We start from the raw sequence: 24,174 nt of genomic DNA on the forward strand, positions 1-24,174 counted from the left end.
TAAAAAATAAAGAACTGGTATCCATAAAAACATTATTATAGAAGAAATTCCTTTTCTGTGTGACATTTTCGCTAATTTTGATATTTATTTTTTAAAATTAGAGATATGAAACAATTTCTTTATGCTCTGGTAGCTACTGTTTCGATGCAGCAGATCGCTGCCCAGGAGCTTTATATGCCAAGAAATATTAAGAAAGCCTATGAAAAAGGAACCCGTGATATTTCTGGTGCTCCGGGCAAAAACTATTGGCAGAATAAAGGGATTTATAATGTTGAGGTAAAAGTGGATGCGGGAAGCAAAACAGTTTCCGGAAAAGAAACGATCACATACAGCAATAACAGCCCTGATGAACTTCATGAACTGGCAATCAGATTTGTAAATAACCTTCATAAGCCACAGTCGCCGAGATCAGGTTCTGTGTCCAAAGATTTCCTGTCTTCAGGTCTTCATATTAAATCTATGATCATCAATGGTGAGAAATATATGGTAAACAGCGATGATTGGGGAACCGTAGAAAAAGTAAAGCTGAATAAAGCACTCAAGGCCGGAGCTAAAGCTGAAGTGAAAATAGAATGGGAATATCCGCTTTCCATACAAAGCGGAAGAGAAGGGCAGATAGATCCTGAAACTTTTTATGTAGCCTATTCTTTCCCGAGGATTTCCGTTTATGATGATTACAATGGCTGGGATATGCTTCCCCATTCAGACAGACAGGAGTTTTATAATGATTTTAATGATTACAGTTTTACCATTTTAGCACCAAAGAATTTTGTAGTATGGGCTACCGGTGATTTTCTGAATCCTGAAGCAGTACTTCAGCAGGAATATTTAAAAAGATATAAAGCTTCTCTTAAAAGCGACAAAGTGATCCATATTGCTTCTGAGGAGGAAATGAAATCCGGAAAAGTAACCAGGCAGAACAAATGGAATGTCTGGAAATTCAAAGCCAATCATATTACGGATTTTTGCTTTGCATTAAGCAGTCATTATGTTTGGGATGCAGCAAGCGTTCAGTTAAAAACAAAAAGAGCAAGTGTCCAGGCAGGATATAAAGCCGGAGCAAAAGACTTTGAGCAATATGTAGACTGGATGCATTATAATCTGGATTGGTTCTCAAAAAAGTGGCCGGGCGTGGAATATCCTTATAATGTTATGACTGCGATTCAGGGATATGCAGATATGGAATACCCAATGATGATTAATGATACAAGTATTCCTGATGATCTTCGCGATGCAAGGCTTACCGCAGATCACGAGATTGCCCATACCTATTTTCCTTTTTATATGGGAATCAATGAAACCCGGTATGCTTTTATGGATGAAGGCTGGGCAACTACGCTTGAATACCTGATTGGAATTGATGAAAACGGTGAAGCCGCGGCAAAAGAATTCTATAAAAATTTCCGTGTCAAAAAATGGATCAACGATCCTTCTGCAGAACAGGACCAGCCGGTTATTACCATGAGTACACAGGTAAGCGGAGCCGGATACGGAAACAATTCCTATGTAAAAGCATCCCTGTCTTATCTTGCATTGAAAGATTATTTAGGAGATGAACTGTTTAAAAAAGCGCTTCTGCATTATATGAACAACTGGAATGGAAAACACCCGGTACCTTGGGATTATTTTAATTCAATGAACGCAGGTTCCGGGAAAAACCTGAACTGGTTCTTCCAAAACTGGTTCTATACCAATAATTATATTGATCTGAAAATAACCGACATTATACAGCTTAACGATCTTCTTACAGTCAATGTGGATAATGTTGGAGGCTTTGCAATTCCTTTTGATGCTGTCTTAAATTACGAAGACGGATCGGTGGAAAAGCTTCATTTTTCACCTTCCTTATGGGAAAAAAACCAGATGCATGCAGCCCTTGCGATCCCTATTAAAAAGAAAGTAAAATCGGTGACGCTGGATGGAGATATTTTTATGGATTATACCCCTGATAATAATACGAAATCATTATAAAAGAAAAGCCTGAACAGAAAATTCAGGCTTTTTATTGAAATCAATTTAAATTTTAATAAAGTCTTAGTCCAGCTCTTGCTCCTGTAGAAGCTACTACAGATTGCATTCTGGTTTTTTGTCCGGAAGAGAACATGAACATTGCTGCGTCATCCACATAATCCATATAATTCATAAACATTACAGATCTTTGAACTCCAGTACAAGTGTTGTATAATGGATAAGTAGGTTTTCCATAATTAGCGCCTGTTTGTGTAGGAGTATCTGTTACCAAATCATTTCCACAATTAGCGTCTCCCCAAATGTGTCTAAGATTCAAATAATGTCCTACTTCATGAGTAGCAGTTCTTCCTAAGTCATAAGGTGCAGACGATGTATTTCCGAAATATTTAGCTGCAATTACTACCCCGTCATTCCAAAGTCCTGCAGATTCCGGAAATGTTGCATAGCCAAGTATTCCTCCCATATCACTAACTACCCATATATTAAAATAATGTGTAGGATCGGTAGCGTCTATCCCTTTAGTTGATGTTTTTTTCATCGCATCATTTGTTCTCCAGCTTCTTACAGTTGTGGATTTTCTGTTAACTGTTACCAATCGGAATTTAACACCGATATTACCTGCTGCAGTAGAAGCGAATTCTGCCGGAATTTTATTAATATCACTATTAGTAGCAGAGTAATCTGCATTTAATGTATTGATTTGGGATTGAATCTGGGCATCAGAAATATTTTCTGCAGAAGTTCTATACAATACATTAACAATAACAGGGATTTCTATGGTTCCGTCTGCCAGAACTTTTCCCATTTTTAAATCATTGGCAAATTTTTCGGTATTTGCTTCCAGTTTAACGAATCTTTGTCTGAGTTCCGCGTTGTTTTTTAATGCTTCCTGTCTTACTTCTTCAGATGCGCAACCTCTCTTAAACATACTAGCTGAAGAGGCATCTTCCTTTGCAGGGTTTTCGTTTTGGTTTGTCATATTGTCGCTGTTACAAGCTGACATAAAGCCTAATACAACGGCTCCCAATAATAGTTTTTTCATAAAGTTGTTATTTTGTATAGTTTCAGAGTGTGAATTTATATTATTAAAAATTATTATGCAACACTTTTTCAATTTTTATTATTAATGTAATAATATTTTACCTAATTCGTTGTGTTTATTATTACTAATTTGGACTTGTATTGATTTTATGTTAATTTGATGATTGACGGAAAAATAATTTAATTTTTTTAAAATTTATAGCAAAATTTTAATTTTTTTGAATTTGAAATAGGTTATTTTGTTTATTATTAATATGAATTACAGCAAGTGGGTTTTAAGTTCAAATTCTCTTATTAGAAACACTTTATTCAGCATTTTACTCATATGTCCTGATAACTCATAGTCTAAAAATACTGAATCATTAAATAAAAAGCCCGAAGGAAACTTCAGGCTCTTATATTTAAGTTAATTTGGATATTGTTATCTTAATCCAGCTCTTGGACCGGCTGCAGCTACTACGGCCTGCATTCTTGTTTTCTGGTTGGCAGAGAACATGAACATAGCTTTATCATCTACATAATCCATATAATTCATAAACATTTGGGACCGGCTTACTCCTCCGCAAACTCTGTTTAAAGGATAAGATGGTGTTCCGTAGTTAGGTCCCGGAGAAGTAGGAGTGTCATTAGAATAATCTGTCTGACAGCCTGTGTTGGATGATCCCCAAAGGTGAGGCAGGTTTAAATAGTGGCCTACTTCATGCGTAACTGTTCTGCCTAAATTGAATGGAGCGGAAGCACCTGTTTTCCCGATGTACTGATAGCCTATGACAAGTCCGTCATACCATAAACCGGCAGATTCAGGATAATAAGCGTATCCCAATGTCCCGGGCTGGCTATTCTCATCAAGGATAGAATTAACCACCCAGATATTCAGGTTTTTAGTAGGATCAGTTGCATTAATACCTCCGGTAGTTGATTTTTTCATTTCTTCCAGATCGGATCTCCAGCCTGTTTTTGTATATTGCTTACGGTTGGTTGTCACCAGTTTAAAACGGATCTTTACATCACCCGCTGCTGCTGGCTGAAATGCAGATGGTATGTTAGCAACATCAGAATTGGTAGCACCATAGTCTGCATTTAATACTGCGATTTGTTCTGCAATTCTTGCGTCAGAAATATTTTGGGTAGAAGTGTTATAGATCACATTGAAAACAACCGGAATTTCCACTGTTCCATCTGCAAGCACTTTGCCCATCATAATGTCTCTTGAAAACTTTTCAGACTGTAACTCATTAGCTTCAAATCTGGCTCTTAATGCCGGATCGCTTTTGAGCGCCTTTTCCCTTATGATATCTGAAGGACAGGCTCTTTTTGAAGCCATAGTGCTTGAAGGATTTCCCGGATCCTGAGATATATCCTCCTGATTGGATATATTATCACTTGTACAAGCTGACATGAAGCCCAGAACGAGAGCTCCGAAGAATAGTTTTTTCATAATATATTGTAAATGGTTTGCTCTCCAAATTTATATTATAAAAAATTAATACACAAAAATATTCACACATATTTGAATAATCACCATTAAATAGCAGTAGTTTTTGAGTATTATTTTGTTTTCAGCTTTTTTTAATTGAATTTTAATAAATTTTGCAATTTGAATTTAAATATTTTTCACTTAAAATTGTTTTAATTAAAAATATTTACTTTAATTATTTTAACTGATTTATATTTTTAACTTTTATTTTATCAGTTTAACCTGCAAAACCATTTTTAATAGCAAAAACTGCCAGGCCGACCCGTGTTTTCAGGTCCAATTTGTCGCATAGCTGGTCGCGGTAGCTTTCTACAGTTCTCGGACTGCAGCACATTCTGTCTGCAATTTCTTTATAGCTTAGTTCGGTGACGGTGTATTTCAGGAATTCTCTTTCGCGGTCCGAAATTCTTACGGTATTTTCTGCTTCCTTATCTTTGTTCAGATTGGAAAATATAATTTTTGAAGCCCATTCCGGATAGAAAAAGCCGTCAGAATTTAATCTTGTTAATGCCGTTTCCAGATCTTTAGGGTGGGTATTTTTTAATAAGTATCCTTTTGCACCGTTTTTGATCATTTTAATGACACTGTTGTCATCGCCCTGCATGCTCAGTGCCATTACTTTAATCTCCGGATGATTCTGTGTGAGCCAGGCAGCGGTTTCAAAGCCGTCCATAATTGGCATACTGATATCTAGAAGGATGATGTCCGGGATTGCACCGTTGTCTTCAAATTTCTGGATCAGATCTTTACCATTCTCACACACATAGATTACTTCAAATTCATTAAAATTATCAATAATTCCTTCCAGAGCTTTGGCAATTAATACATGGTCATCAACAATTACTATTGTTTTTTTCATGGCTGTTTTTTTAAAATAATATTGAGTGTAGTTCCGGTATTCTTCTGACTTTCAAGACTGAAATCCGCACCTATAATGGCTGCCCTGTTTTTCATATTGGTCAGGCCAATGCCGTTGGATTTTATCTCGGTGCTGTCGAATCCAATACCGTCATCCCTGAGGTTGAGCTCCCAGAGTACTTCCTCGGAAGTATTCAGGTTGATAAAAATATTTTTACAGTTTGCATGCTTGATGCTGTTCTGAATAAATTCCTGTATGATCCGGAGAAGCACATTTTTGTGGACAAATCCAAGATCAAGCTGCTTAAAGTTGTGTTCAAAACTCACATGGCATCTTTTGAAACTGTTGGTATTATCTACCTCTTCCTGAATCAAAGTTACGATTTCCTTCTGGTTTATATTATCATCTGTCAGAGTTTTTGAAAGGCTTCGGAGGTCTTGTAGCGACTGATTTATAATTTGAGAAACCTGATCGATTCTCTCGTTTACTTCAGGAACCCTGTTTTCGTAAAGCAACTGTTGGGTATACAGGCTCACAAGTGTTAGTTTCTGGCCGATATTGTCATGAAGTTCACGTCCTATCTGCTGCATGGTGGCCTGCTGGATCTCAAGCTGTGTAGCTAGGAGTTCCCGTTTGTGGATTTCGTTTTTCACTTCAATTTTATTCAAATACTCTTTTTTACGCTGCTGATATTTCCTTATGTAAACTATTACTGCGGATACAAACAGTACAAAGAATATATTAAACAAAATTAATACGATGATGAGCTCTGTTTTCCCCATATGAATGAAATTGAAAATAATAGATACATTATAATTCCTGACATAAGAAAATAAGAAAAATAGATATAATGCAGCTCTTTGTATTCCTTAATAAGATTAAAGAATGTCCAGAATGGAAGTGTTCCTATATAAAATAATGTCACTCCAAGATTGATATAAAACATCTTGTTTCTGTTGAAGTTCAGGATTTCAGAAGAATTGATTTGTTTGTAATATTCCATGATCACCAATACCATTAAGAGCAGGCATCCGACTGTATAGTTAAAGGATAAAATGATCTTTTTCGTGGTGAAGAAGAATTCACTTGATACAAATGACAAAAGATACAGCAGGGACATGGTGTAGAACAGCTTTGGCCTGCCCAGTGATTTTGCAGCATAAAGCCAGTAAAAAAAAAGAAATTCAAGGGGAATTACAAAATAATTGAAAAAATTCTGTTTATTATATTCTATGATCAGGCCTCCCCATTTTCCGATGATTTCAGACAGGAAAATAATAATTAGATAAATTGAAAAATACTTCCAGTACTTTTCCTTATTATTACGATTATAGTAAATAACCGATATAACGGCTGCAAGTCCTTCTGTCCAGATCATGGATTCCTGAAGTATCTTCTGAAAATCAGTCATGTCAATTGTATAGTAAAAATAAATTAGTGATTGTGTTAAGGAAACATTTCAGCTTTAGGATTGTCTGGAGGTGATAATGCTCCGTGATTTTCAGCAAGGGTTTCAAGACCAGCCGGCTGTCCGGTTTTTGAAGCCATAGCTAAAACTGATTCTGAATTAAACGGACAGAAATCATAGTTAAGCATTTCCCCTGTTTCATCCGCTTTTTTCAGGGTCGGGATCATTACTAAAGTATGTCTTTCTGCATATTCTTTTTCTACAGGATGACTTTCCATAATGGCCCAGTCTTCGGCTTTTGGATAGGCGGCATAATAGAACCTGATGCCTAAATCTTCTTCAGTAACCTCAGGATTTACTTTTGCCGCTTCATTCTCAACACATGCTATAAATTTTTTCAGTTTAGGAAGATCAAACCATATGGCATGAGAATCCGTAATCCCCAATTCTTTATTAACAGCCTGCATCTGATTGTTTCTGTAGTTGCCTATTAACTGTTGAACAAGCTCTGAAGCAATGGTATTTGTGCTTGAGGCAGACTCGTTTGCTCCGGCCTCATAAGTAGATTTTGTTTTCATAACGTTAGTTTTATAAAAGAATGTTAGTTAGTAGTGCAAATCTCGTAAAAATTTCAAGGTAAACGGATGTGTTTTTTCCTGTTTATTTTCCGTGTTTTTACGGATTGCATATGGGCTGTAAAATAATATAGTCCAACTGACTTTTGGGCTCCTATCTTATAACGGCTGTAATAAATAAAAAAGCCGGAGATTTTACTCCGGCTTATAGTTAAATACAAGGATATTTTTTGGGATCCCTGCAGATATATCCTGTTGAACAGCACAGTCCTGCAGGGCAGTTCATATCGATGTCGCATTCTGTAATTGCAGACGATACACCACCACTGATTCTTTTTAAGTCATTTCTTTTTAGCTTTTTCATACCATTATTTTAGAGGTTAGTCAATAAGACCAGGTCTGCATTCAGCCTGTCCACAATTGATGTTGATCTGTGAACAATGTTCTGTAGCACACGTTCCGCTGGTAGAGCCGTCAGGGTAAATTAATATGTTGCAACTGCAATCAATTTTTCCTCCTAAAATAGTTCTTAATGAACTTCTTTTTAATTTTTTCATGCTGATTTTGTTTTAGTTAGTGATTTTTTTGAATGATAAATGTAGTAATATTTCACATGATTATGATAAAAAAGTCAATAAAAAAATAAGTGATGCAGATTGGGCTGCACCACTTACTTACAAAAATAATATATATGAAAAAAACTACTTTACTGATCTGTCGGTCTGAAAACCAAACCTGTTTCTTCAAAATAATCTAAAGTGATTCTGTCACCGTCATTTACCTTTCCGGCCAGAATTTCTCTTGACAATTTATTTAATACTTCCTGCTGAATTACTCTTTTCAGCGGTCTTGCTCCGAAGGAAGGGTCATAGCCTTTATTCATCAGGTAATCCAGGGCGTCCTGAGTGGCGGTCATGATAATATTACGTTTGCCTAACATATCATTATAACTTCTCAACTGGTACTGAACAATTTTTCCGATCTCTTTTTTATTTAAAGGCTGGAATAATACCACTTCATCAATTCTGTTCAGGAATTCCGGACGGAGCGTTTGTTTCAGAAGATCAAAAACTTCATCCTTGGTTTTGCTGACGATCTCGTCCTGATTTTCTTCTGTAATGTCTTCAAAATTCTCCTGGATCAGGTGTGAACCTAAGTTGGAAGTCATAATGATGATTGAATTTTTAAAATTCACCACACGTCCTTTATTATCTGTCAGGCGCCCGTCATCCAAAACCTGCAGCAAAGTGTTGAAAACATCCGGATGCGCTTTTTCAATTTCATCCAGAAGAACCACAGAATATGGCCTTCTTCGTACTGCTTCCGTCAGCTGTCCGCCTTCATCATATCCTACATATCCCGGAGGAGCACCTACCAGTCTGGAAACACTGTGTCTTTCCTGGTATTCACTCATATCAATCCTTGTCATATTATTCTCATCATCGAATAAATATTCAGCCAAAGCTTTAGCAAGTTCAGTTTTACCAACACCAGTTGTTCCTAAGAATAAGAAAGATCCGATTGGTTTTTTATCATCACTTAATCCGGCTCTGTTTCTTCTGATGGCATCCGCAACAGCTCCTATCGCTTCATCTTGCCCAACGACACGATGGTGAAGCTCAGTTTCAAGATTCAGAAGCTTTTCTCTTTCAGACTGGATAAGTTTGGTAACAGGAATTCCTGTCCATTTTGCAATCACTTCAGAGATGTTTTCAGAAGTTACTTCCTCTTTAATTAATTCATTCTGATGGTTCTGCATCTCCAGTTCTAGTTTCTGCAAAGCATCTTCTTTTTCCTTTATTTTTCCGTATTGAATTTCTGCAACTTTCGCATAATCTCCAGCCCTTGAGGCTTTTTCTGCTTCCAGTTTCAAAGACTCAATATCTTTTTTAATCTGTGTTAAATCCTCAGATTTTTGTTTTTCTTTCAGCCATTTCGCGTTGATCTCATTTCTTTCCTCAGAAATTTTTGAAATATCTTCTTTCAAATGATCAATTTTCGTTTGGTTACCTTCTCTTGAGATAGCCGCCAATTCAATTTCCAGCTGCATCAGTTTTCTGTCCAGTACATCCAGTTCTTCCGGTTTTGAATTGATTTCCATTCTCAACTTCGCTGAAGCTTCGTCAATAAGGTCAATCGCTTTATCCGGTAAAAAACGGTCTGAAATATATCGCTGAGACATTTCCACTGCGGCAATGATCGCCTCATCTTTAATTCGTACTTTATGGTGAGCCTCATATTTATCTTTAATTCCACGAAGAATTGAAATGGCAGATTCCGTATCCGGCTCTTCCACCATTACTTTCTGGAAACGTCTCTCCAATGCTTTATCTTTCTCAAAATATTTTTGATATTCATTCAAGGTAGTGGCACCGATTGCTCTTAATTCTCCTCTTGCTAAAGCAGGTTTCAGGATATTGGCTGCATCCATTGCACCCTCACCGCCTCCGGCGCCTACCAGGGTATGGATTTCATCGATGAATAGGATGATCTGCCCTTCAGACTTGATCACCTCATTCACCACAGATTTCAAACGTTCTTCGAATTCACCTTTGTATTTGGCTCCGGCAATTAGTGCCCCCATATCCAGAGAGTACAGCGTTTTGTCCATCAGGTTTTCAGGAATATCTCCCGAAATAATTCGGTGGGCAATACCTTCAGCAATGGCTGTTTTACCTACGCCCGGCTCTCCGATAAGGATCGGATTGTTTTTAGTTCTTCTCGAAAGAATCTGAAGCACTCTTCTGATCTCTTCATCACGCCCGATTACCGGATCCAGTTTTCCTTCTGCTGCTAATTCGTTGAAGTTTTTAGCATATTTATTTAAGGATTGGTAAGTCTCTTCCGAACTGGCAGAAGTAGCCTTGCTTCCTTTTCTTAATTCTTTGATAGCACCTTCCAGCAGGCTTTTAGTAACGCCCATATCCTTAAGCATTTTGGATACTTCGGAACTGGTTTCCAGTAACGAAAGCCACAGATGCTCAATAGTTACATATTCGTCGCCCATTTTTTTAGCAATATTCGGGGCGTCCAGCAAAACTTTGTTCGCAGACTGGGAAAGATAAATATTCCCTCCCTGAACTTTTGGAAGTCTCTCAATATTTTCTCTGTTTCTTTCCCTTACCAGATTGGCATCCGCTTCAGATTTTTTTAGTAAGAAAGGTGAAATATTTTCATCTACCTGAAAAATTCCTTCAAGTATATGTTGTGGCTCAATACTCTGGTTACCAAATTCCATGGCAGTCTGCTGTGCTGCCTGGATGGCTTCTTGTGATTTTACAGTATATTGGTTTAAGTTCATATTTTTTATGTTTTTGGTAATATTTGTTTTTGGTTCAGTTTTAAAAAGACACCAAGAAACCAAATTTTCAGGCCCGGTTTCTTAATGCCATCAAGTTATTTAATCATTTAATCGATTACTGTATTTCAAAAATCGTTCAATTATTAAATTTACAAAAAACATAGACAAAATTTCCGGATTATCTATTTTTAACGTTAAATTAACTTGACAAAATTTCCGATTCTTTAATATTGGCTTTGAAATAATGGAAAAACCGTCCGATTCGGGAAAAATTGAAAATAGAATGAAGGAGCGATTTTAATATTTAAAGGCTTTTTATCTAAACTTAATCAGAAACTCCAAATAGAAAAATTGCTGATTTGACGGGGTCGTTTAGTAAAACTCCCGCTTCTGTGTTTAAAATCATAGTGTTAAATTAATTTATTAACCTCAGAATAATTACTTTTGCATTTTACCAGATGGAGCTTAAAGAAAAACAAAAGAAAATTTTAGACGTAGCCGTAGAACTTTTCAAAGAGAAAGGATATATGGGCAGCTCGGTTAGAGATCTTGCCACAAAGCTTAATATCAAAGCTGCGTCACTGTATGCCCATATCCGTTCAAAGGAAGAAATTCTGGAATGGATTTGCTTTGGCATTGCACAGGATTTTTTTGATGAACTCCAGGAAGTGAAAAATACGGACATTGCTCCAAAAGATAAACTCAATTTATTTTTAGACAAGCATTTATCCGTCGTTCTTCAAAATCGTGATGTTACCCATATTTATTCTAATGAATGGAGACACCTTGAAGAAAGACTTCCTGAATTTATAGCATTGAGAAAGAACTATCAGGATGAGGTAGAGCAGTTAATTTCTGAGATCTACGAAGCTGAAAAATGGGAACTGAAATCACCGACTTTTACGACAAGATTTATTCTTCATACCCTTAATAATTCCTATTTCTGGTTCAAAAGAAATACGGAATCCACTTCTGAAATTACAGATGAAATAAGAGCTAAGCTCCTCTATGGCTTGCTAGGAAATCAAAAGCAATAATTTTTAACCACAAAAGGCACAAAAGTTTTTAGACACTTAGATTTTTAAGTTAAATGCATAACGTATAAGAAGACCTGGCTAGATTCCCTCAAAAGTCTTCTCAATTTGTCTAATCTGCGAGAGGTAAATTAAGGCAGACATCCAGGCTTAAAATATCTTTGATATTTCCTTAATTATTCTTTACTCCTTAAAAAATTTTAATGGTTCAAATAAGAGTCTTCTCATGTAACCCTAATATTGGTTGCTTTTTACGGAAGAAATAACTCATCGTACCCTATTCAGTTATTTAGAATCATTCAAAATGTGACAAAAGTCATAAAAATTTTGTCAGCATAGAAATTCTTTTTAAATTTACACCTAACAAATGTTAGTTAGTAGAATATGGATTTTTCAGTTGAATATATAAAGCTCGACCAGTTGAGACAGCTTCAGTCTGAACGGTTGGCGGATTTGGTCGGCTATCTTGGAGAGAGATCAGAATTTTATAGAGGGAAATTTAATGAATCAGGAATAGCTCCACAGGATATAAGGTCGATTGAAGATATCACGAAACTTCCGATTACCTACAAACAGGACTTGAGGGATCATTATCCGTTTGGACTTTTTACCGTTCCGAAAAATGAGCTGCAGAGAATTCACTGTTCCAGCGGAACTACAGGAAAACCTACAGTGGTGGGCTACACAAAAGAAGATGTGGATCTTTTCAGTGAAGTAGTTGCCAGATCATTATATGCAGCAGGAGCAAGACCGGGAATGCAGCTGCACAATGCTTACGGATACGGAATTTTTACCGGTGGATTGGGACTTCATTACGGCGCTGAAAAATTAGGAATGAGCGTTCTTCCGATTTCAGGAGGAATGACTGCCAGACAGGTTGATTTGATTTTAGATTTTAAACCTGAAGTAATCTGCTGCTCGCCTTCTTATGCATTGACGATTGCGGATGAATTTACGAAAAGAGGAGTTTCTGCAGACGAAATCAGTCTGAAATATGCTGTTTTAGGCTCTGAGCCATGGACGGAAATTATCAGAAGCCATATCGAGGAAAGATTAGGCCTTCATGCCACAAACATTTATGGATTAAGCGAGATCATCGGTCCCGGAGTATCCATGGAGGATTTTGAAGAGAAAGGAGGTTCTTACATTTGGGAAGACCATTTTTATCCTGAAATATTGGATCCGGTGACGAAACAACCGGTTGCGTTTGGGGAAGAAGGGGTTCTGGTTATTACGACTTTAACGAAAAAAGCCATGCCGCTTTTACGGTATTGGACGAATGACATCACAAGTCTTTACTATGATGAAAATGCGAAGAGAACCATGGTGAAAATGAGACCTATCAAAGGAAGAGCAGACGATATGCTGATCGTAAGAGGGGTTAATGTATATCCAAGCCAGATCGAAGAGGCATTTTCACACGTAAAAGGAGTAGTTCCGAACTATTATCTTACACCGGTTGAAAAAGAGCAGATGTGTGTAGCATTGGATATCGACGTAGAAATTGATGATGAATTGGTGAAAGCTCAAAAAATAGATGCTGATACCGATGATTATTTTAATTTTGTCGGCAGCTTTGGAAAAAACATAGAAAACGAAATAAAAAAGAGAGTAGGGATCACCACGAAAGTAAAAATTCATGCCCAGGACAGCCTGCCGAAGTGCGAAGGCGGAAAAATTAATAGAATACTTAAAAAATAATGAATTCATTTTATAAACTTAAAACGGTAAAGGTTCAGAAAGATACTCCTGATGCGGTAAACGTAGCGGTAGAAGTTCCTGAAGAGCTGAAGGATAAATTCAGGTTCAAGCAGGGGCAGTATCTTAATTTCCGTATGATGATCAACGGGAATGAAGAAAGACGTTCTTATTCTATCTGCAACGCCCCGAGCGAAAAAAGCAACACACTGGAAGTGCTAGTAAAGCTTTTGGACGGCGGAAAGGTTTCAGGGTATTTCAATGAGCATCTTCATATGGATGAGGTGCTGGAAGTAATGCCTCCGATGGGTGGTTTCAATACTTCTTATCACCCTACTAATGTGAAAACCTATGTAGGTTTGGCGGCAGGAAGTGGTATCAGCCCTGTTTTATCCAATATTAAAGAAAGCCTTTATCAGGAGCCGAACAGCTGCGCTTATCTTTTCTACAGCAACAGAAGCATGAATCATGTGATGAAAAGAGCTGAGATCGATAAACTGGTAGAGCATTTCAACGGAAGACTGAAGGTGATTTATCTGGTAAGCCGCGAAAAACATGAAGATCCTGTATTTGAAGGAAGAATTTCTGCTGAAAAATTAGAGCAGTTATTTGAAAGATATACAGATATTGATGTAAAAGAAGCCACTTATTTCATCTGCGGCCCTGCGGAAATGATTAAAGGGATTTCCGATTATTTAAAGAAAGATAAAAAAGTACCCGCCATTCAGGTTTTATTTGAATATTTCACTGCTCCTGATGATGAAAATTCTGAGGAGATGAGTGATGAATTCAAGGCCATTGCGAATATAGAAAGTATGGTGACGGTAATCATTGATGATGATGAATATTCGTTCCACCTTAATTCTAAAAAAGAGAGTATCTTAGATAAAGCATTAAAAGACAATCTTCCTGTACCTTTTGCTTGTAAGGGAGGAGTTTGCTGTACGTGTAAGGCGCAGGTTCTGGAAGGAGAAGTTTTCATGGAGAAAAATTTTGCGCTTACCGAAGACGAAGTAGCCAGAGGCTATGTTCTGACGTGTCAATGTCACCCGACAACGAATGTGGTGATGCTTAATTATGATGTGTAAAAATTAATGTAACAATCTAATAATTTGCCAGTGTAACAATCATTGGTACATTGTTAAACTGATACATTGCTAAATTGAAAATTATGGACTTAGAAAAATTTGTTCAATACGTTCACGAAGAAAATAAAGTAGAACCAAAAGATGTAATGCCTGATGATTACAGAAAACTGTTGGTTCGCCAAATTTCACAGCATGCCCATTCTGAGATTGTCGGAATGTTGCCGGAAGCCAACTGGATTTCAAGAGCCCCTTCACTGAGAAGAAAAATGGCTCTTTTAGCTAAAGTTCAGGATGAAGCAGGTCACGGATTATATCTGTATTCTGCAACTGAAACCTTAGGAAACGGAACCATCAGAGCAGACAGAGACGCAACCTATGATGATATGTTGGAAGGAAAAGCAAAATATTCAAGTATTTTCAACTACCCTACATTGAGCTGGGCAGATATCGGCGCGATCGGTTGGTTGGTAGATGGTGCTGCAATCATGAATCAGGTGATGTTGATGGGGAATTCTTACGGTCCTTATTCGAGAGCGATGGTGAAAATCTGTAAAGAAGAATCTTTCCACCAAAGACAGGGCTACGAAATTCTAATGGCACTTTGCCGTGGTACAAAACAGCAGAAAGAAATGGCTCAGGCTTCGTTAAACCGTTTCTGGTGGCCAGCTTTGATGATGTTTGGTCCGAATGACGACAGCTCGCCTAACTCTAAAATCTCAATGAATTACAGAGTAAAAAGAGAAAGTAACGACAGTCTTCGTCAGAGATTTATCGACGTTACCGTTTCTCAGGCTGAATTTTTAGGATTAACCATTCCGGATAAAGATCTGAAGTGGAATGAAGAAAGACAGCATTACGATTTCGGAGAGCTTCCATGGGATGAATTCATGGAAATCTTAAAAGGAAACGGACCTTGTAATAAGAAAAGATTACAGACCAAAGTAAAAGCACAGCAGGAAAACCTTTGGGTAAAAGAAGCAGCAATAGCTTTTGCAGAGAAACAGGAAAAAATTTCAATGTAACAATATACCAATGTAAAAATGTAACAATCATTGTCATGCTGAGCTTGTCGAAGCATCTCATTGGTAAACTGTTATATTGATACATTGTTAAATTAATTTTTATTATGGCAAATTTAGATATGTGGGAAGTGTTTATTCAGACTAAACCGGGATTATCTCACAAACACGCAGGAATAGTACAGGCGCCAACAGCAGAAATGGCTTTGCAGAATGCAAGAGACGTTTATACCAGAAGAAAAGAAGGAACTTCTGTTTGGGTGGTTCCAAGTAAGTATATTGTGACTTCAGAAGGAGTAGACAAGGAAGCTTTCTTTGACCCGGCAGATGACAAACTATACCGTCACCCAACGTTCTATGATATTCCTAATGATGTAAAAAACATGTAATAAAGAAGTTAGAAGTTAGATTCTAGAATTTAGTCTAATTTCTAACCTCTAATTTCTAAATTCTATAAAAATGAATCCATTATATAATTATTTATTAAAGTTTGCCGATGACAGCTTCATCATGGGACAAAGGTTGTCTGCGTGGTGTGGTGAAGGTCCTTATTTAGAGGAAGATATTGCATTGACAAACATTGCATTGGACGAACTTGGCCAAGCCAATAACTTTTATGTATATGCATCAAGAGTTATTGATAACGGTAAAAGTGAAGATGATCTAGCCTTCTTAAGATACGAACATGAATACGTCAACGCACATTGGGTAGAACTTCCTAATGAAGATTATGCGCAGACCATTCTTAAAGTTTATGTATTCTCTGTATATCAGAAACTGATGTACGAGGCATTGTCAAATTCCGCAGATGAAGAACTTTCTGCACTCGCCCAGAAATCTTTAAAAGAAGTGAGATACCATTATATGCACGCTTCTTCCTGGATGAAAATTTTCGCTCAGGGAACAGAAGAAAGCCGTGAACGTTTAGTAAAATCTCTTGATAATATTTGGGAATATTCAAAAGGATTATTTGCGAAAGTGGAAGGAGAGGATGATTTAATTGCTTTAAATATCGCTCCGGACGGAGACGAATTGTACAAGGAATTCTTAACCATCACACAAAAAGATTTTGCAGAATATGGATTGGAATACCCGGCAAATCCATTCATGCAGCCTAAATCCAGAACAGGATATCATACAGAATATTTCGGATTTATTCTTTGCGAACTTCAGTATATGCAGAGAGCGTATCCGGGATGTACGTGGTAATTCTAAATGTAACAATCTAGCAGTTTAGCAATGTAACAATTAATTGCTAGACTGTTAGATTGATAAATTGGTACATTTTAAAAATGAAAAATCCTTTAGAAATATTAGAATTAGTTCCTGATCCCGAAATTCCGGTAATCAATATTGTGGAATTGGGTATTGTAAGAGAAGCAAAAGTTACCAGCGAGAATACTTGTGAAATAACGATTACCCCTACTTATTCTGCCTGTCCTGCCATGTTCACCATTGAAGAAGACATTGTGAAGATCATGAAGGAAAACGGCTGGGATGCGAAAGTGGTAACCAAAATGTTTCCGATATGGACTACAGACTGGTTAACGGATGAAGCGAGAGAAAAACTTCGTATTTACGGAATCACACCTCCTGAAAAAGGAGCAGACGAACATCACATCGGGAAACCGAAACAATGTCCGCGTTGTGGTTCTATGAATTCAAAACAGATCAGCAGATTTGGATCTACATTGTGTAAGGCTTCTTACCAGTGTCTGGACTGCCTGGAGCCTTTTGATTATTTTAAATGTCATTAAATGTTAAAAAGTCATTTTCAATAAATGACTTCATTATGTAAGTAATAAATGATACGACAGGTTTTGTCGTTAGTGGCACTTAGTTTTGCGTCAGTATCATTTTTTAATGATCTTATTTACAATAATCAACACAAAACATTTATTATGACAAATTGCAACAGCCAGAAATTTCCATCAACATGTCAAGAATCCACTCTTATTAAAACATTTCACAATACCGGAGAAGTTATCCGTTATCAGGAAATAGACCCTATTAGTGTCAGCTTACTAGATGGTGTTGTTCTGAGACAAGAAAACGGGAAATATTATAAAGCCATTTATACAGAGAATACCATTAATGTAGAATGGTACAGATGTACTTATCCCACTGATTTAGTAAATGGGACCGGAGATAAAGTCATGCTAACTAAAGCGATTAATACTGCGGGATATTTAGGAGCAACTTTAAGATTTGATGCGAAAGAATATATTCTTAATGAACAATTAAGTTTTGTAGATATTTCCTGTTTTAAACTTTTGGGAGATAAGCAGCATACAGTAATTAAATCAAATAGTAATCAACGATTTAATTCTTATTATTTAAAATTTACTAATTGTAATAATTTAGTCATAGATGGTATAAGGATTAACCAAAATAAAAGTAATTTACAGGTTTATACTCAGGCCGACTATGATAATGCAGGTAATGAATTAATGAGGGATTTTAATGGAGGTATCTACATTACAGATTCTACAGATATAGAGGTTACTAATTGTAGTTTTTTGGATCTATATACTCGAGGGCTTCAGTTTTATGGATGTAATGAAGGAGATATAAAAGTTACCCATAATTATTTTGAAAGTGAAATTCAGACCCAAATGTATAGAATGGAACATTTGGGACTTACACAATCCCATAATGTGAATTTTACAGTTGAAAATAATATTTTTAAAAACAAAGTACCAAGAGATGGGAGTGGCAATCCAATTCCTAATCCTGATCAAATGCCTTGTGGTATTTTTGCATTTGACTGTGGGCTCTTTGGTTTATTGTTTATTAATAATAATTATTTTGAATTTTGCGGTAGGAATAATACCGGACATCATAGGCTTTACGCAATAGATTTTTATGATAATGTGAATAATTTTGTCATGACTAATAATGTATTTAGAAATACAACATGGGGAGCAATAAGGTTTGATTCAACTAGGAAAAATGCCGTTATTAGTAATAATATTATTCATCAATTGATTGCTGATGACAGTGGAATTATAAACTCATCAACACGAGGATCTCAAGTAGAATTCAAAAATATACTTATTAGCAATAACACCATCGAGACATCGAGTGATCAAAGCTTTGGTATTATATTACAATCACAGTATGATAATATTATTTCTGATAATATTAATATTCTAAATAACACTTTTAATAAACTGAAGCGAATAATAACAGTCATTGGCAATATCAGTAGCATTAATATTTCTAGTAATATTGCATCAGATGTTAGAGGTCCTGCAGTAGTATTTGAAGCTTATACATCTAATAATGTCTTTGATTCCAGTGGAAATATTACATCATCTACCCATAAAGTGACATCAACAGTTGGAAATGTGTTGATTAATAATAATAATTTTAAATCAATCCAAAGTGGAGAGGGTTTTGTTGGAATTCTAATAAATGGAGTAACTATATATTCCCAAAGTAACCTAGATATTTATAAAAATTTTACAAAGCGTTTTGTAATTTCAAATAATCTGATTTTTGGCAATACTCAGGGATATGGGATTACCATTAATTCAATTAATGAATTTGATCCTATGCCATCAGACCCTCAAGTTATTGCAGGAAACTCCTTAGATGGAAAAGTTACCATATCAAACAATGAAATCAGTGATGTTGGGCGCGGTCTTTATTTAAGATGTCATAAAACTATAGCAAAAGACAATATTCTTTTTAATTGTACTATAAATGCTATTTTAGAAGATTATACAGATAATATTAAATTCCAGAATTATTATAATAACACCCCTATATAAGAGGCAAAGGGGGAAAAACTTTTTTTTAAAATTATGCAAGAAAATATATTAAATATACCATCCCAGATTCCCGATCCCGAAATTCTCGTGATCAATATTATGGAATTGGATATGTAATGTATTAATAAATCAATGTACCAGTCTGACAATAATTGTTATACTGGTACATTGTTAAATTATTTTTGATGTTATGCAGAACTATTGATTGCTACATTGTTAAACTGCTATATTGTTACATTAAAGAGATTGCCACATTATTTTATATTGTTAAATTAGAGCAGTGTAATTTTTTAATTCTTTAATCATTTAATTTTAAATTTAAAACCATGTATACACAACTTGATATTGAAACGCATTTTGACGGAAAACTGAAAATTGCTTACCTCAATCAGCCGGAAACAATGAATGCGCTTACAAAGCCATCTTTATCAGATCTTAAAGATTTCATTAAAGAATGTAGCGAAGACCCTACAGTAAGATGTGTGGCGATTTCAGGAAGAGGAAGAGCTTTCTGCTCCGGTCAGAATCTGGATGATGCTTTCGTACAGGGCAATGAGCACCATGATAACGATATCATCAGAAAAATTGTAGTGGACTACTACAATCCTCTGGTAACAGAGATTACGCGTTGTAAAAAACCTGTTGTGGCATTGGTAAATGGCCCTGCAGTAGGTGCAGGTGCGATGCTGGCATTGATCTGTGACTTTGTTTTGGCGGTAGATAAATCCTATTTTGCCCAGGCATTTTCAAATATAGGACTCATTCCTGATACGGGTGGAACTTATTTCCTTCCAAAATTATTGGGAAGACAATTGGCTAATTATTTAGCATTTACAGGTAAAAGACTATCAGCTGAAGAATCTAAATCTTACGGCTTAGTGGCTGAGGTGTTCACTGAAGAAGAATTTGCTCCGAAATCTATGGAGATTCTTGAGAAAATGTCAAATATGCCGACTGCGGCTATTAGATTAACTAAAAAAGCTTTCGCTCAATCTTATAACAACACATTAAAAGAGCAATTAGAATTAGAAGGCGATCTACAACAGGAAGCTGCAGAGACAGAAGATTTCATCGAAGGGGTAAACGCCTTTTTACAGAAAAGAAAACCTGATTATAAAGGGAAATAAAAGATTTTGTACAATGTAAAAAGTACAATGTACAGAGTACATTGCTGTGATCATACTTTTTACATTGTACATTTTACACAATACAGAACATGAACAATATCGGAATTATCGGGGCAGGAACCATGGGCGTAGGAATTGCTCAGGTGGCTGCAACAGCGGGATGCAAAGTCGTTTTATTCGATGCAAATGCTCCGCAGATAGATAAAGCACTATCAGGCTTAGAGAAAACACTTCAGAAATTAGTGGATAAAGCTAAAATTTCTCAGGAAAAAGCCACAGAAATCAGAAATAATATCGTTAAAGGTGAAGCTTTACAGGATCTGAAAGATTCCGATCTTGTGATAGAAGCCATCATCGAAAACAAAGACATAAAAACCAAAGTATTTACAGAGCTTGAAACCTATGTTTCGGACGACTGTATCATCGGTTCCAATACATCATCCATTTCTATCACCTCTCTTGGTGCAGAATTAAAGAAACCTGAGCGTTTCATCGGAATTCACTTTTTCAACCCGGCGCCATTGATGCCTTTGGTTGAGGTGATTCCATCTTTATTAACAGAAAAATCATTACCGGAAAAAATCTACAACCTCATGAAAGATTGGGGTAAAATCCCAGTGATTGCTAAAGATATTCCCGGATTTATCGTCAACAGAATCGCCCGTCCTTACTATGGCGAAGCTTTGAGAATTGTCGAAGAAAATGTCGCAACTCCGGAACAGGTAGACGAAGCGATGAGAACATTAGGAAATTTTAAAATGGGACCATTTGAATTAATGGACCTAATTGGTGTTGACGTTAATTTTGCCGTAACCACAACCGTTTACAAAGACTATTTCTACGATCCGAAATACAAACCTTCTCTGCTTCAGCAAAGAATGGCCGAAGCTAAACTTCACGGCAGAAAAACCGGAAAAGGTTTCTATGATTACGCAGAAGGAGCAGAAAAACCGGTTGCTGAGAAAAATGATGCATTGTATCAGGAGATCTTTTTAAGGATCATCTCAATGTTGATCAACGAAGCCGTAGAGGCCAAAAGATTAGGAATTGCCAACGATGAAGATATCGAGCTGGCAATGCAGAAAGGAGTCAATTATCCAAAAGGCTTACTAGGCTGGGGAAAAGAAATCGGCTACTCAAAAATCTCTGAAACTCTGCAAAATCTTTACGGAGAATATCAGGAAGAAAGATACAGACAGAGCCCTTTGTTGAGAAAATTGTGATATGAAATATTTTCCTGAAAAATATGATGAAATGAAATCTTTAAACTCTGTTGAAAAGGTTTTATTAAATATAAATAATAACAGCCAGATAAGCCATTCTCTAAGGATGGGAAGTACTGACAAATCTTTAAAAGGATATACTGAGAAAAACTTTTTTAAGGTAATAAGTGCTGAAATGCCATTAGGAATTTTGTGTGTTTTTGAAGGCGAGTTGATTCAAAAAGAACACGAGACGATAATAAGGTTGAGTTCAAAATTTCATAGAACATTCAGAATATTATTATATATGTGGGGCATTCTTCCAGTTTTTGCAGTACTTATTAATTGTATTCAAACTGGAGCAAAGGCAGTAGCATTAATATTTCCGATAGTTATTTTTTATATAATAATCTATTTCTTGATTAATTTCTTTTTTAAAAAATCCTATGAGAATGGAATTAAAGTTTTGAAAAGTATTATTAATCAATAAAATTAAGTCAATATGATGAATATAGATGAATTCAAGGCTGAGTTGGAGACCAGACTTTTAATCGAGAAACGGTATTTAACCCAGGAAACTTGCTCTGATGATGAGCAGGAGAGACTTGAGTTGCTAGGAAAGTTTAATGAGAAATATAAAAAGTTAATTAAAAAAATAGCCAATGAAAACGGTATTGATTTAAGTGCTCCTTATCTAACTCAAAATCTATCAAATTCAGAAAATCATCTTAAGTATGAACAGATAATTCTTGGTAAAACCATGAGTATTTATGACAAATTGGTTGATGAATTATATGAAGAAATAACAAGCATAAATTAAAAATGAATCCAAGACAAGTTGCAGATTATATGTTCGGTCAGGATTATTTTTCCCAATGGATGAATATCAAAATGATCGAAGTCAAAGAAAATTATTGTTTAATAGAAATGCCCATCAAGAAAGAGATGATCAATGGGCTTAAAACGGTTCACGGAGGGGTTACGTTTGCTTTTGCAGATTCTGCACTGGCATTTTCGTCCAACAGTTCCGGAGACGCAGCCGTTGCCCTGAACTGTATCATCAATTTTACCAAAGCGGGGAAAGAAGGTGATATTTTCAGAGCAGAAAGCATTCTGGTCAATGATACCAGAAAAACAGCGGTTTACGACATCAAGATCACCAATCAAAACAATGAGCTGATCGCAAAATTCGTCGGAACCGTTTACAAAATCGGAAAAAAAGTAACAGAACTATAAATAAAATGTACCAATTTGAAAATGTACCAATCTACCAATCCAATTGTTACATTGTTAAACTGATACATTGTTAAATTAATAAAAATGAACAACGTATACATCATAGACTACGTCAGAACCCCAATCTCAAAACTACAGGGCGCATTATCAGAAGTAAGAGCCGATGATCTGGCAGCCGTGGTTATTAAAGAAGTTATGGACAGAAACCCTGAAGTTCCTGCTGAGGAAATTGAGGACGTTATTTTCGGATGCGCTAATCAGGCGGGAGAAGATAACCGTAACGTGGCGAGAATGGCGCTTTTATTGGCCGGGCTTCCTTACAAAATCGGAGGAGAAACGGTCAACAGACTTTGTGCTTCCGGAATGTCGGCGGTGGCTAATGCTTTCCGTTCCATTGCTGCCGGAGAAGGTGAAATTTATATCGCCGGTGGAGTGGAACATATGACCCGTTCACCTTACGTAATGTCTAAGGCGGGGGCTGCTTTCGGAAGAGACAGCCAGATGTTTGATACCACTTTCGGATGGCGTTTTGTCAATCCTAAGATGAAAGAAATGTACGGGGTTGACGGAATGGGAGACACCGCTGAAAACTTAGCGGATATGCACAATATCAGTAGAGAAGATCAGGATAAATTTGCCCTTTGGTCTCAGCAGAAAGCGACAAAAGCTCAGCAAAGCGGAAGACTGGCGGAAGAAATTGTAAAAGTTGAAATTCCTCAGAAAAAAGGAGAGCCTAAAATTTTTGATCAGGATGAATTCATCAAACCGACATCTTCTATGGAAGGTTTAGGAAAACTTCGTCCGGCTTTCAGAAAAGAAGGAACCGTAACGGCAGGAAATGCTTCAGGAATGAATGACGGAGCAGCAGCTCTTATCCTGGCCAGTGAAGAAGCCGTGAAAAAATATGGTTTAAAACCAAAAGCTAAGATCTTAGGATCTGCCGTAGCTGGTGTGGAACCAAGAATTATGGGAATCGGACCTGTAGAGGCGACCCAGAAATTATTAAAAAGATTAAATCTTTCCCTGGACGATATGGATATCATTGAACTGAACGAAGCATTTGCAGCACAGGCATTAGCTGTGACCAGAAGCTTAGGTTTGAAAGATGATGACTCAAGAGTAAATCCAAATGGAGGAGCTATCGCCATCGGGCACCCGCTGGGAGTTTCGGGAGCAAGAATCATTGGCTCTGCCGCTATTGAACTTCAGAAACAGGATAAGAAATATGCATTGTGTACCCTTTGTATTGGTGTCGGACAGGGCTATGCAATGGTCATTGAAAAAGTATAACTTTTTCAATAATGTAACAATATAAAATGTATCAATGTAACAATTCCTGCCATGCTGAGTCTGTTGAAGCAT

At 36.6% G+C, this 24,174-nt stretch carries 24 protein-coding genes; 15 read left to right on the forward strand and 9 right to left on the reverse strand.

Annotated features, from left to right (window positions below):
• Positions 1-105 precede the first annotated feature (105 nt).
• Complete coding sequence (locus LC418_RS04945; protein ID WP_223558294.1) at positions 106-1,971, forward strand: M1 family metallopeptidase; 1,866 nt, start codon at positions 106-108, stop codon at positions 1,969-1,971.
• Positions 1,972-2,023: 52 nt separating this feature from the next.
• Here LC418_RS04945 and LC418_RS04950 read toward each other — a convergent pair whose 3' ends face one another.
• The 9 genes from LC418_RS04950 to clpB form a co-directional block, all read right to left on the reverse strand.
• Positions 2,024-3,013: a zinc metalloprotease gene (locus LC418_RS04950; RefSeq protein ID WP_111957287.1), complete on the reverse strand. Its 990-nt coding sequence runs from the start codon at positions 3,011-3,013 to the stop codon at positions 2,024-2,026.
• 420 nt (positions 3,014-3,433) lie between these two features.
• The gene (locus tag LC418_RS04955; RefSeq protein ID WP_111957289.1) at positions 3,434-4,450 is read right to left on the reverse strand and encodes a zinc metalloprotease; all 1,017 of its coding nucleotides are present in this window, start codon (positions 4,448-4,450) and stop codon (positions 3,434-3,436) included.
• 256 nt (positions 4,451-4,706) lie between these two features.
• Positions 4,707-5,348 carry a response regulator transcription factor gene (locus LC418_RS04960; RefSeq protein ID WP_111957291.1) on the reverse strand — a complete coding sequence of 214 codons (642 nt, stop codon included), beginning with the start codon at positions 5,346-5,348 and terminating at the stop codon, positions 4,707-4,709.
• Positions 5,345-6,016: a sensor histidine kinase gene (locus LC418_RS04965; protein WP_223558295.1), complete on the reverse strand. Its 672-nt coding sequence runs from the start codon at positions 6,014-6,016 to the stop codon at positions 5,345-5,347. Before LC418_RS04965 ends, LC418_RS04960 begins: the two co-directional genes overlap by 4 nt.
• 83 nt (positions 6,017-6,099) lie before the next feature.
• The gene (locus tag LC418_RS04970; RefSeq protein WP_111957295.1) at positions 6,100-6,759 is read right to left on the reverse strand and encodes a hypothetical protein; all 660 of its coding nucleotides are present in this window, start codon (positions 6,757-6,759) and stop codon (positions 6,100-6,102) included.
• 35 nt (positions 6,760-6,794) lie between these two features.
• Positions 6,795-7,334, reverse strand: a complete 540-nt coding sequence (locus LC418_RS04975) for a hypothetical protein (RefSeq protein WP_111957297.1) — start codon at positions 7,332-7,334, stop codon at positions 6,795-6,797.
• A 208-nt stretch (positions 7,335-7,542) separates the two neighbouring features.
• Positions 7,543-7,695, reverse strand: a complete 153-nt coding sequence (locus LC418_RS04980) for a hypothetical protein (protein WP_157963381.1) — start codon at positions 7,693-7,695, stop codon at positions 7,543-7,545.
• A 16-nt stretch (positions 7,696-7,711) separates the two neighbouring features.
• Positions 7,712-7,888: a hypothetical protein gene (locus LC418_RS04985; protein WP_167409422.1), complete on the reverse strand. Its 177-nt coding sequence runs from the start codon at positions 7,886-7,888 to the stop codon at positions 7,712-7,714.
• A gap of 149 nt (positions 7,889-8,037) precedes the next feature.
• A complete protein-coding gene (gene clpB, locus LC418_RS04990) occupies positions 8,038-10,632 on the reverse strand; it encodes an ATP-dependent chaperone ClpB (protein ID WP_223558296.1) in 2,595 nt (864 codons plus the stop codon).
• Between the two features lie 458 nt (positions 10,633-11,090).
• Between clpB and LC418_RS04995 the strand changes: the two genes are divergently transcribed.
• The 14 genes from LC418_RS04995 (at position 11,091) to pcaF (ending at position 24,102) form a co-directional block, all read left to right on the forward strand.
• Positions 11,091-11,669, forward strand: a complete 579-nt coding sequence (locus tag LC418_RS04995) for a TetR/AcrR family transcriptional regulator (protein WP_223558297.1) — start codon at positions 11,091-11,093, stop codon at positions 11,667-11,669.
• Between the two features lie 381 nt (positions 11,670-12,050).
• Positions 12,051-13,367 (forward strand): phenylacetate--CoA ligase family protein, encoded by a 1,317-nt coding sequence (locus tag LC418_RS05000; RefSeq protein WP_223558298.1) that lies wholly within the window; start codon positions 12,051-12,053, stop codon positions 13,365-13,367.
• Positions 13,367-14,452 (forward strand): 2Fe-2S iron-sulfur cluster-binding protein, encoded by a 1,086-nt coding sequence (locus LC418_RS05005; protein WP_111957305.1) that lies wholly within the window; start codon positions 13,367-13,369, stop codon positions 14,450-14,452. The genes LC418_RS05000 and LC418_RS05005 overlap by 1 nt, the downstream gene beginning before the upstream one ends.
• 83 nt (positions 14,453-14,535) lie before the next feature.
• Positions 14,536-15,474 (forward strand): 1,2-phenylacetyl-CoA epoxidase subunit PaaA, encoded by a 939-nt coding sequence (paaA, locus tag LC418_RS05010; protein ID WP_223558299.1) that lies wholly within the window; start codon positions 14,536-14,538, stop codon positions 15,472-15,474.
• A 104-nt stretch (positions 15,475-15,578) separates the two neighbouring features.
• Positions 15,579-15,860 (forward strand): 1,2-phenylacetyl-CoA epoxidase subunit PaaB, encoded by a 282-nt coding sequence (gene paaB, locus LC418_RS05015; RefSeq protein ID WP_034725794.1) that lies wholly within the window; start codon positions 15,579-15,581, stop codon positions 15,858-15,860.
• Between the two features lie 70 nt (positions 15,861-15,930).
• Positions 15,931-16,680 carry a 1,2-phenylacetyl-CoA epoxidase subunit PaaC gene (paaC, locus tag LC418_RS05020; protein ID WP_223558300.1) on the forward strand — a complete coding sequence of 250 codons (750 nt, stop codon included), beginning with the start codon at positions 15,931-15,933 and terminating at the stop codon, positions 16,678-16,680.
• Between the two features lie 83 nt (positions 16,681-16,763).
• Positions 16,764-17,228: a 1,2-phenylacetyl-CoA epoxidase subunit PaaD gene (paaD, locus tag LC418_RS05025; protein ID WP_223558301.1), complete on the forward strand. Its 465-nt coding sequence runs from the start codon at positions 16,764-16,766 to the stop codon at positions 17,226-17,228.
• A 144-nt stretch (positions 17,229-17,372) separates the two neighbouring features.
• The gene (locus tag LC418_RS05030) at positions 17,373-19,247 is read left to right on the forward strand and encodes a right-handed parallel beta-helix repeat-containing protein (RefSeq protein ID WP_223558302.1); all 1,875 of its coding nucleotides are present in this window, start codon (positions 17,373-17,375) and stop codon (positions 19,245-19,247) included.
• Between the two features lie 326 nt (positions 19,248-19,573).
• Complete coding sequence (locus LC418_RS05035) at positions 19,574-20,374, forward strand: enoyl-CoA hydratase/isomerase family protein (protein WP_111957315.1); 801 nt, start codon at positions 19,574-19,576, stop codon at positions 20,372-20,374.
• Positions 20,375-20,463: 89 nt separating this feature from the next.
• Positions 20,464-21,597 (forward strand): 3-hydroxyacyl-CoA dehydrogenase NAD-binding domain-containing protein, encoded by a 1,134-nt coding sequence (locus LC418_RS05040; protein WP_223558303.1) that lies wholly within the window; start codon positions 20,464-20,466, stop codon positions 21,595-21,597.
• 1 nt (position 21,598) lies between these two features.
• Positions 21,599-22,066: a hypothetical protein gene (locus LC418_RS05045; RefSeq protein ID WP_223558304.1), complete on the forward strand. Its 468-nt coding sequence runs from the start codon at positions 21,599-21,601 to the stop codon at positions 22,064-22,066.
• 12 nt (positions 22,067-22,078) lie between these two features.
• On the forward strand, positions 22,079-22,396 hold the full coding sequence (locus tag LC418_RS05050) for a hypothetical protein (protein ID WP_223558305.1): 318 nt from the start codon (positions 22,079-22,081) through the stop codon (positions 22,394-22,396).
• A 2-nt stretch (positions 22,397-22,398) separates the two neighbouring features.
• Positions 22,399-22,812 (forward strand): PaaI family thioesterase, encoded by a 414-nt coding sequence (locus LC418_RS05055; protein WP_223558306.1) that lies wholly within the window; start codon positions 22,399-22,401, stop codon positions 22,810-22,812.
• An 84-nt stretch (positions 22,813-22,896) separates the two neighbouring features.
• On the forward strand, positions 22,897-24,102 hold the full coding sequence (pcaF, locus tag LC418_RS05060) for a 3-oxoadipyl-CoA thiolase (RefSeq protein WP_223558307.1): 1,206 nt from the start codon (positions 22,897-22,899) through the stop codon (positions 24,100-24,102).
• Positions 24,103-24,174 lie beyond the last annotated feature (72 nt).

The sequence above is a fragment of the Chryseobacterium lathyri genome (assembly GCF_019970085.1).
Lineage (GTDB): Bacteria > Bacteroidota > Bacteroidia > Flavobacteriales > Weeksellaceae > Chryseobacterium > Chryseobacterium lathyri.

Excerpts from the sequence above, each read along its gene's own strand:
- LC418_RS04945 (WP_223558294.1), top strand. The coding sequence starts at position 106 with ATGAAACAATTTCTTTATGCTCTGGTAGCTACTGTTTCGATGCAGCAG.
- LC418_RS04975 (WP_111957297.1), bottom strand. The coding sequence starts at position 7,334 with ATGAAAACAAAATCTACTTATGAGGCCGGAGCAAACGAGTCTGCCTCA.
- LC418_RS05030 (WP_223558302.1), top strand. The coding sequence starts at position 17,373 with ATGACAAATTGCAACAGCCAGAAATTTCCATCAACATGTCAAGAATCC.
- LC418_RS04970 (WP_111957295.1), bottom strand. The coding sequence starts at position 6,759 with ATGACTGATTTTCAGAAGATACTTCAGGAATCCATGATCTGGACAGAA.
- LC418_RS04985 (WP_167409422.1), bottom strand. The coding sequence starts at position 7,888 with ATGAAAAAATTAAAAAGAAGTTCATTAAGAACTATTTTAGGAGGAAAA.
- paaB (WP_034725794.1), top strand. The coding sequence starts at position 15,579 with ATGGCAAATTTAGATATGTGGGAAGTGTTTATTCAGACTAAACCGGGA.
- LC418_RS04960 (WP_111957291.1), bottom strand. The coding sequence starts at position 5,348 with ATGAAAAAAACAATAGTAATTGTTGATGACCATGTATTAATTGCCAAA.
- paaA (WP_223558299.1), top strand. The coding sequence starts at position 14,536 with ATGGACTTAGAAAAATTTGTTCAATACGTTCACGAAGAAAATAAAGTA.
- LC418_RS05005 (WP_111957305.1), top strand. The coding sequence starts at position 13,367 with ATGAATTCATTTTATAAACTTAAAACGGTAAAGGTTCAGAAAGATACT.
- LC418_RS04995 (WP_223558297.1), top strand. The coding sequence starts at position 11,091 with ATGGAGCTTAAAGAAAAACAAAAGAAAATTTTAGACGTAGCCGTAGAA.
- pcaF (WP_223558307.1), top strand. The coding sequence starts at position 22,897 with ATGAACAACGTATACATCATAGACTACGTCAGAACCCCAATCTCAAAA.
- LC418_RS04950 (WP_111957287.1), bottom strand. The coding sequence starts at position 3,013 with ATGAAAAAACTATTATTGGGAGCCGTTGTATTAGGCTTTATGTCAGCT.
- LC418_RS05055 (WP_223558306.1), top strand. The coding sequence starts at position 22,399 with ATGAATCCAAGACAAGTTGCAGATTATATGTTCGGTCAGGATTATTTT.
- clpB (WP_223558296.1), bottom strand. The coding sequence starts at position 10,632 with ATGAACTTAAACCAATATACTGTAAAATCACAAGAAGCCATCCAGGCA.
- LC418_RS05000 (WP_223558298.1), top strand. The coding sequence starts at position 12,051 with ATGGATTTTTCAGTTGAATATATAAAGCTCGACCAGTTGAGACAGCTT.
- LC418_RS05035 (WP_111957315.1), top strand. The coding sequence starts at position 19,574 with ATGTATACACAACTTGATATTGAAACGCATTTTGACGGAAAACTGAAA.
- paaD (WP_223558301.1), top strand. The coding sequence starts at position 16,764 with ATGAAAAATCCTTTAGAAATATTAGAATTAGTTCCTGATCCCGAAATT.
- LC418_RS04980 (WP_157963381.1), bottom strand. The coding sequence starts at position 7,695 with ATGAAAAAGCTAAAAAGAAATGACTTAAAAAGAATCAGTGGTGGTGTA.
- LC418_RS04955 (WP_111957289.1), bottom strand. The coding sequence starts at position 4,450 with ATGAAAAAACTATTCTTCGGAGCTCTCGTTCTGGGCTTCATGTCAGCT.
- LC418_RS05050 (WP_223558305.1), top strand. The coding sequence starts at position 22,079 with ATGATGAATATAGATGAATTCAAGGCTGAGTTGGAGACCAGACTTTTA.
- LC418_RS05040 (WP_223558303.1), top strand. The coding sequence starts at position 20,464 with ATGAACAATATCGGAATTATCGGGGCAGGAACCATGGGCGTAGGAATT.
- paaC (WP_223558300.1), top strand. The coding sequence starts at position 15,931 with ATGAATCCATTATATAATTATTTATTAAAGTTTGCCGATGACAGCTTC.
- LC418_RS05045 (WP_223558304.1), top strand. The coding sequence starts at position 21,599 with ATGAAATATTTTCCTGAAAAATATGATGAAATGAAATCTTTAAACTCT.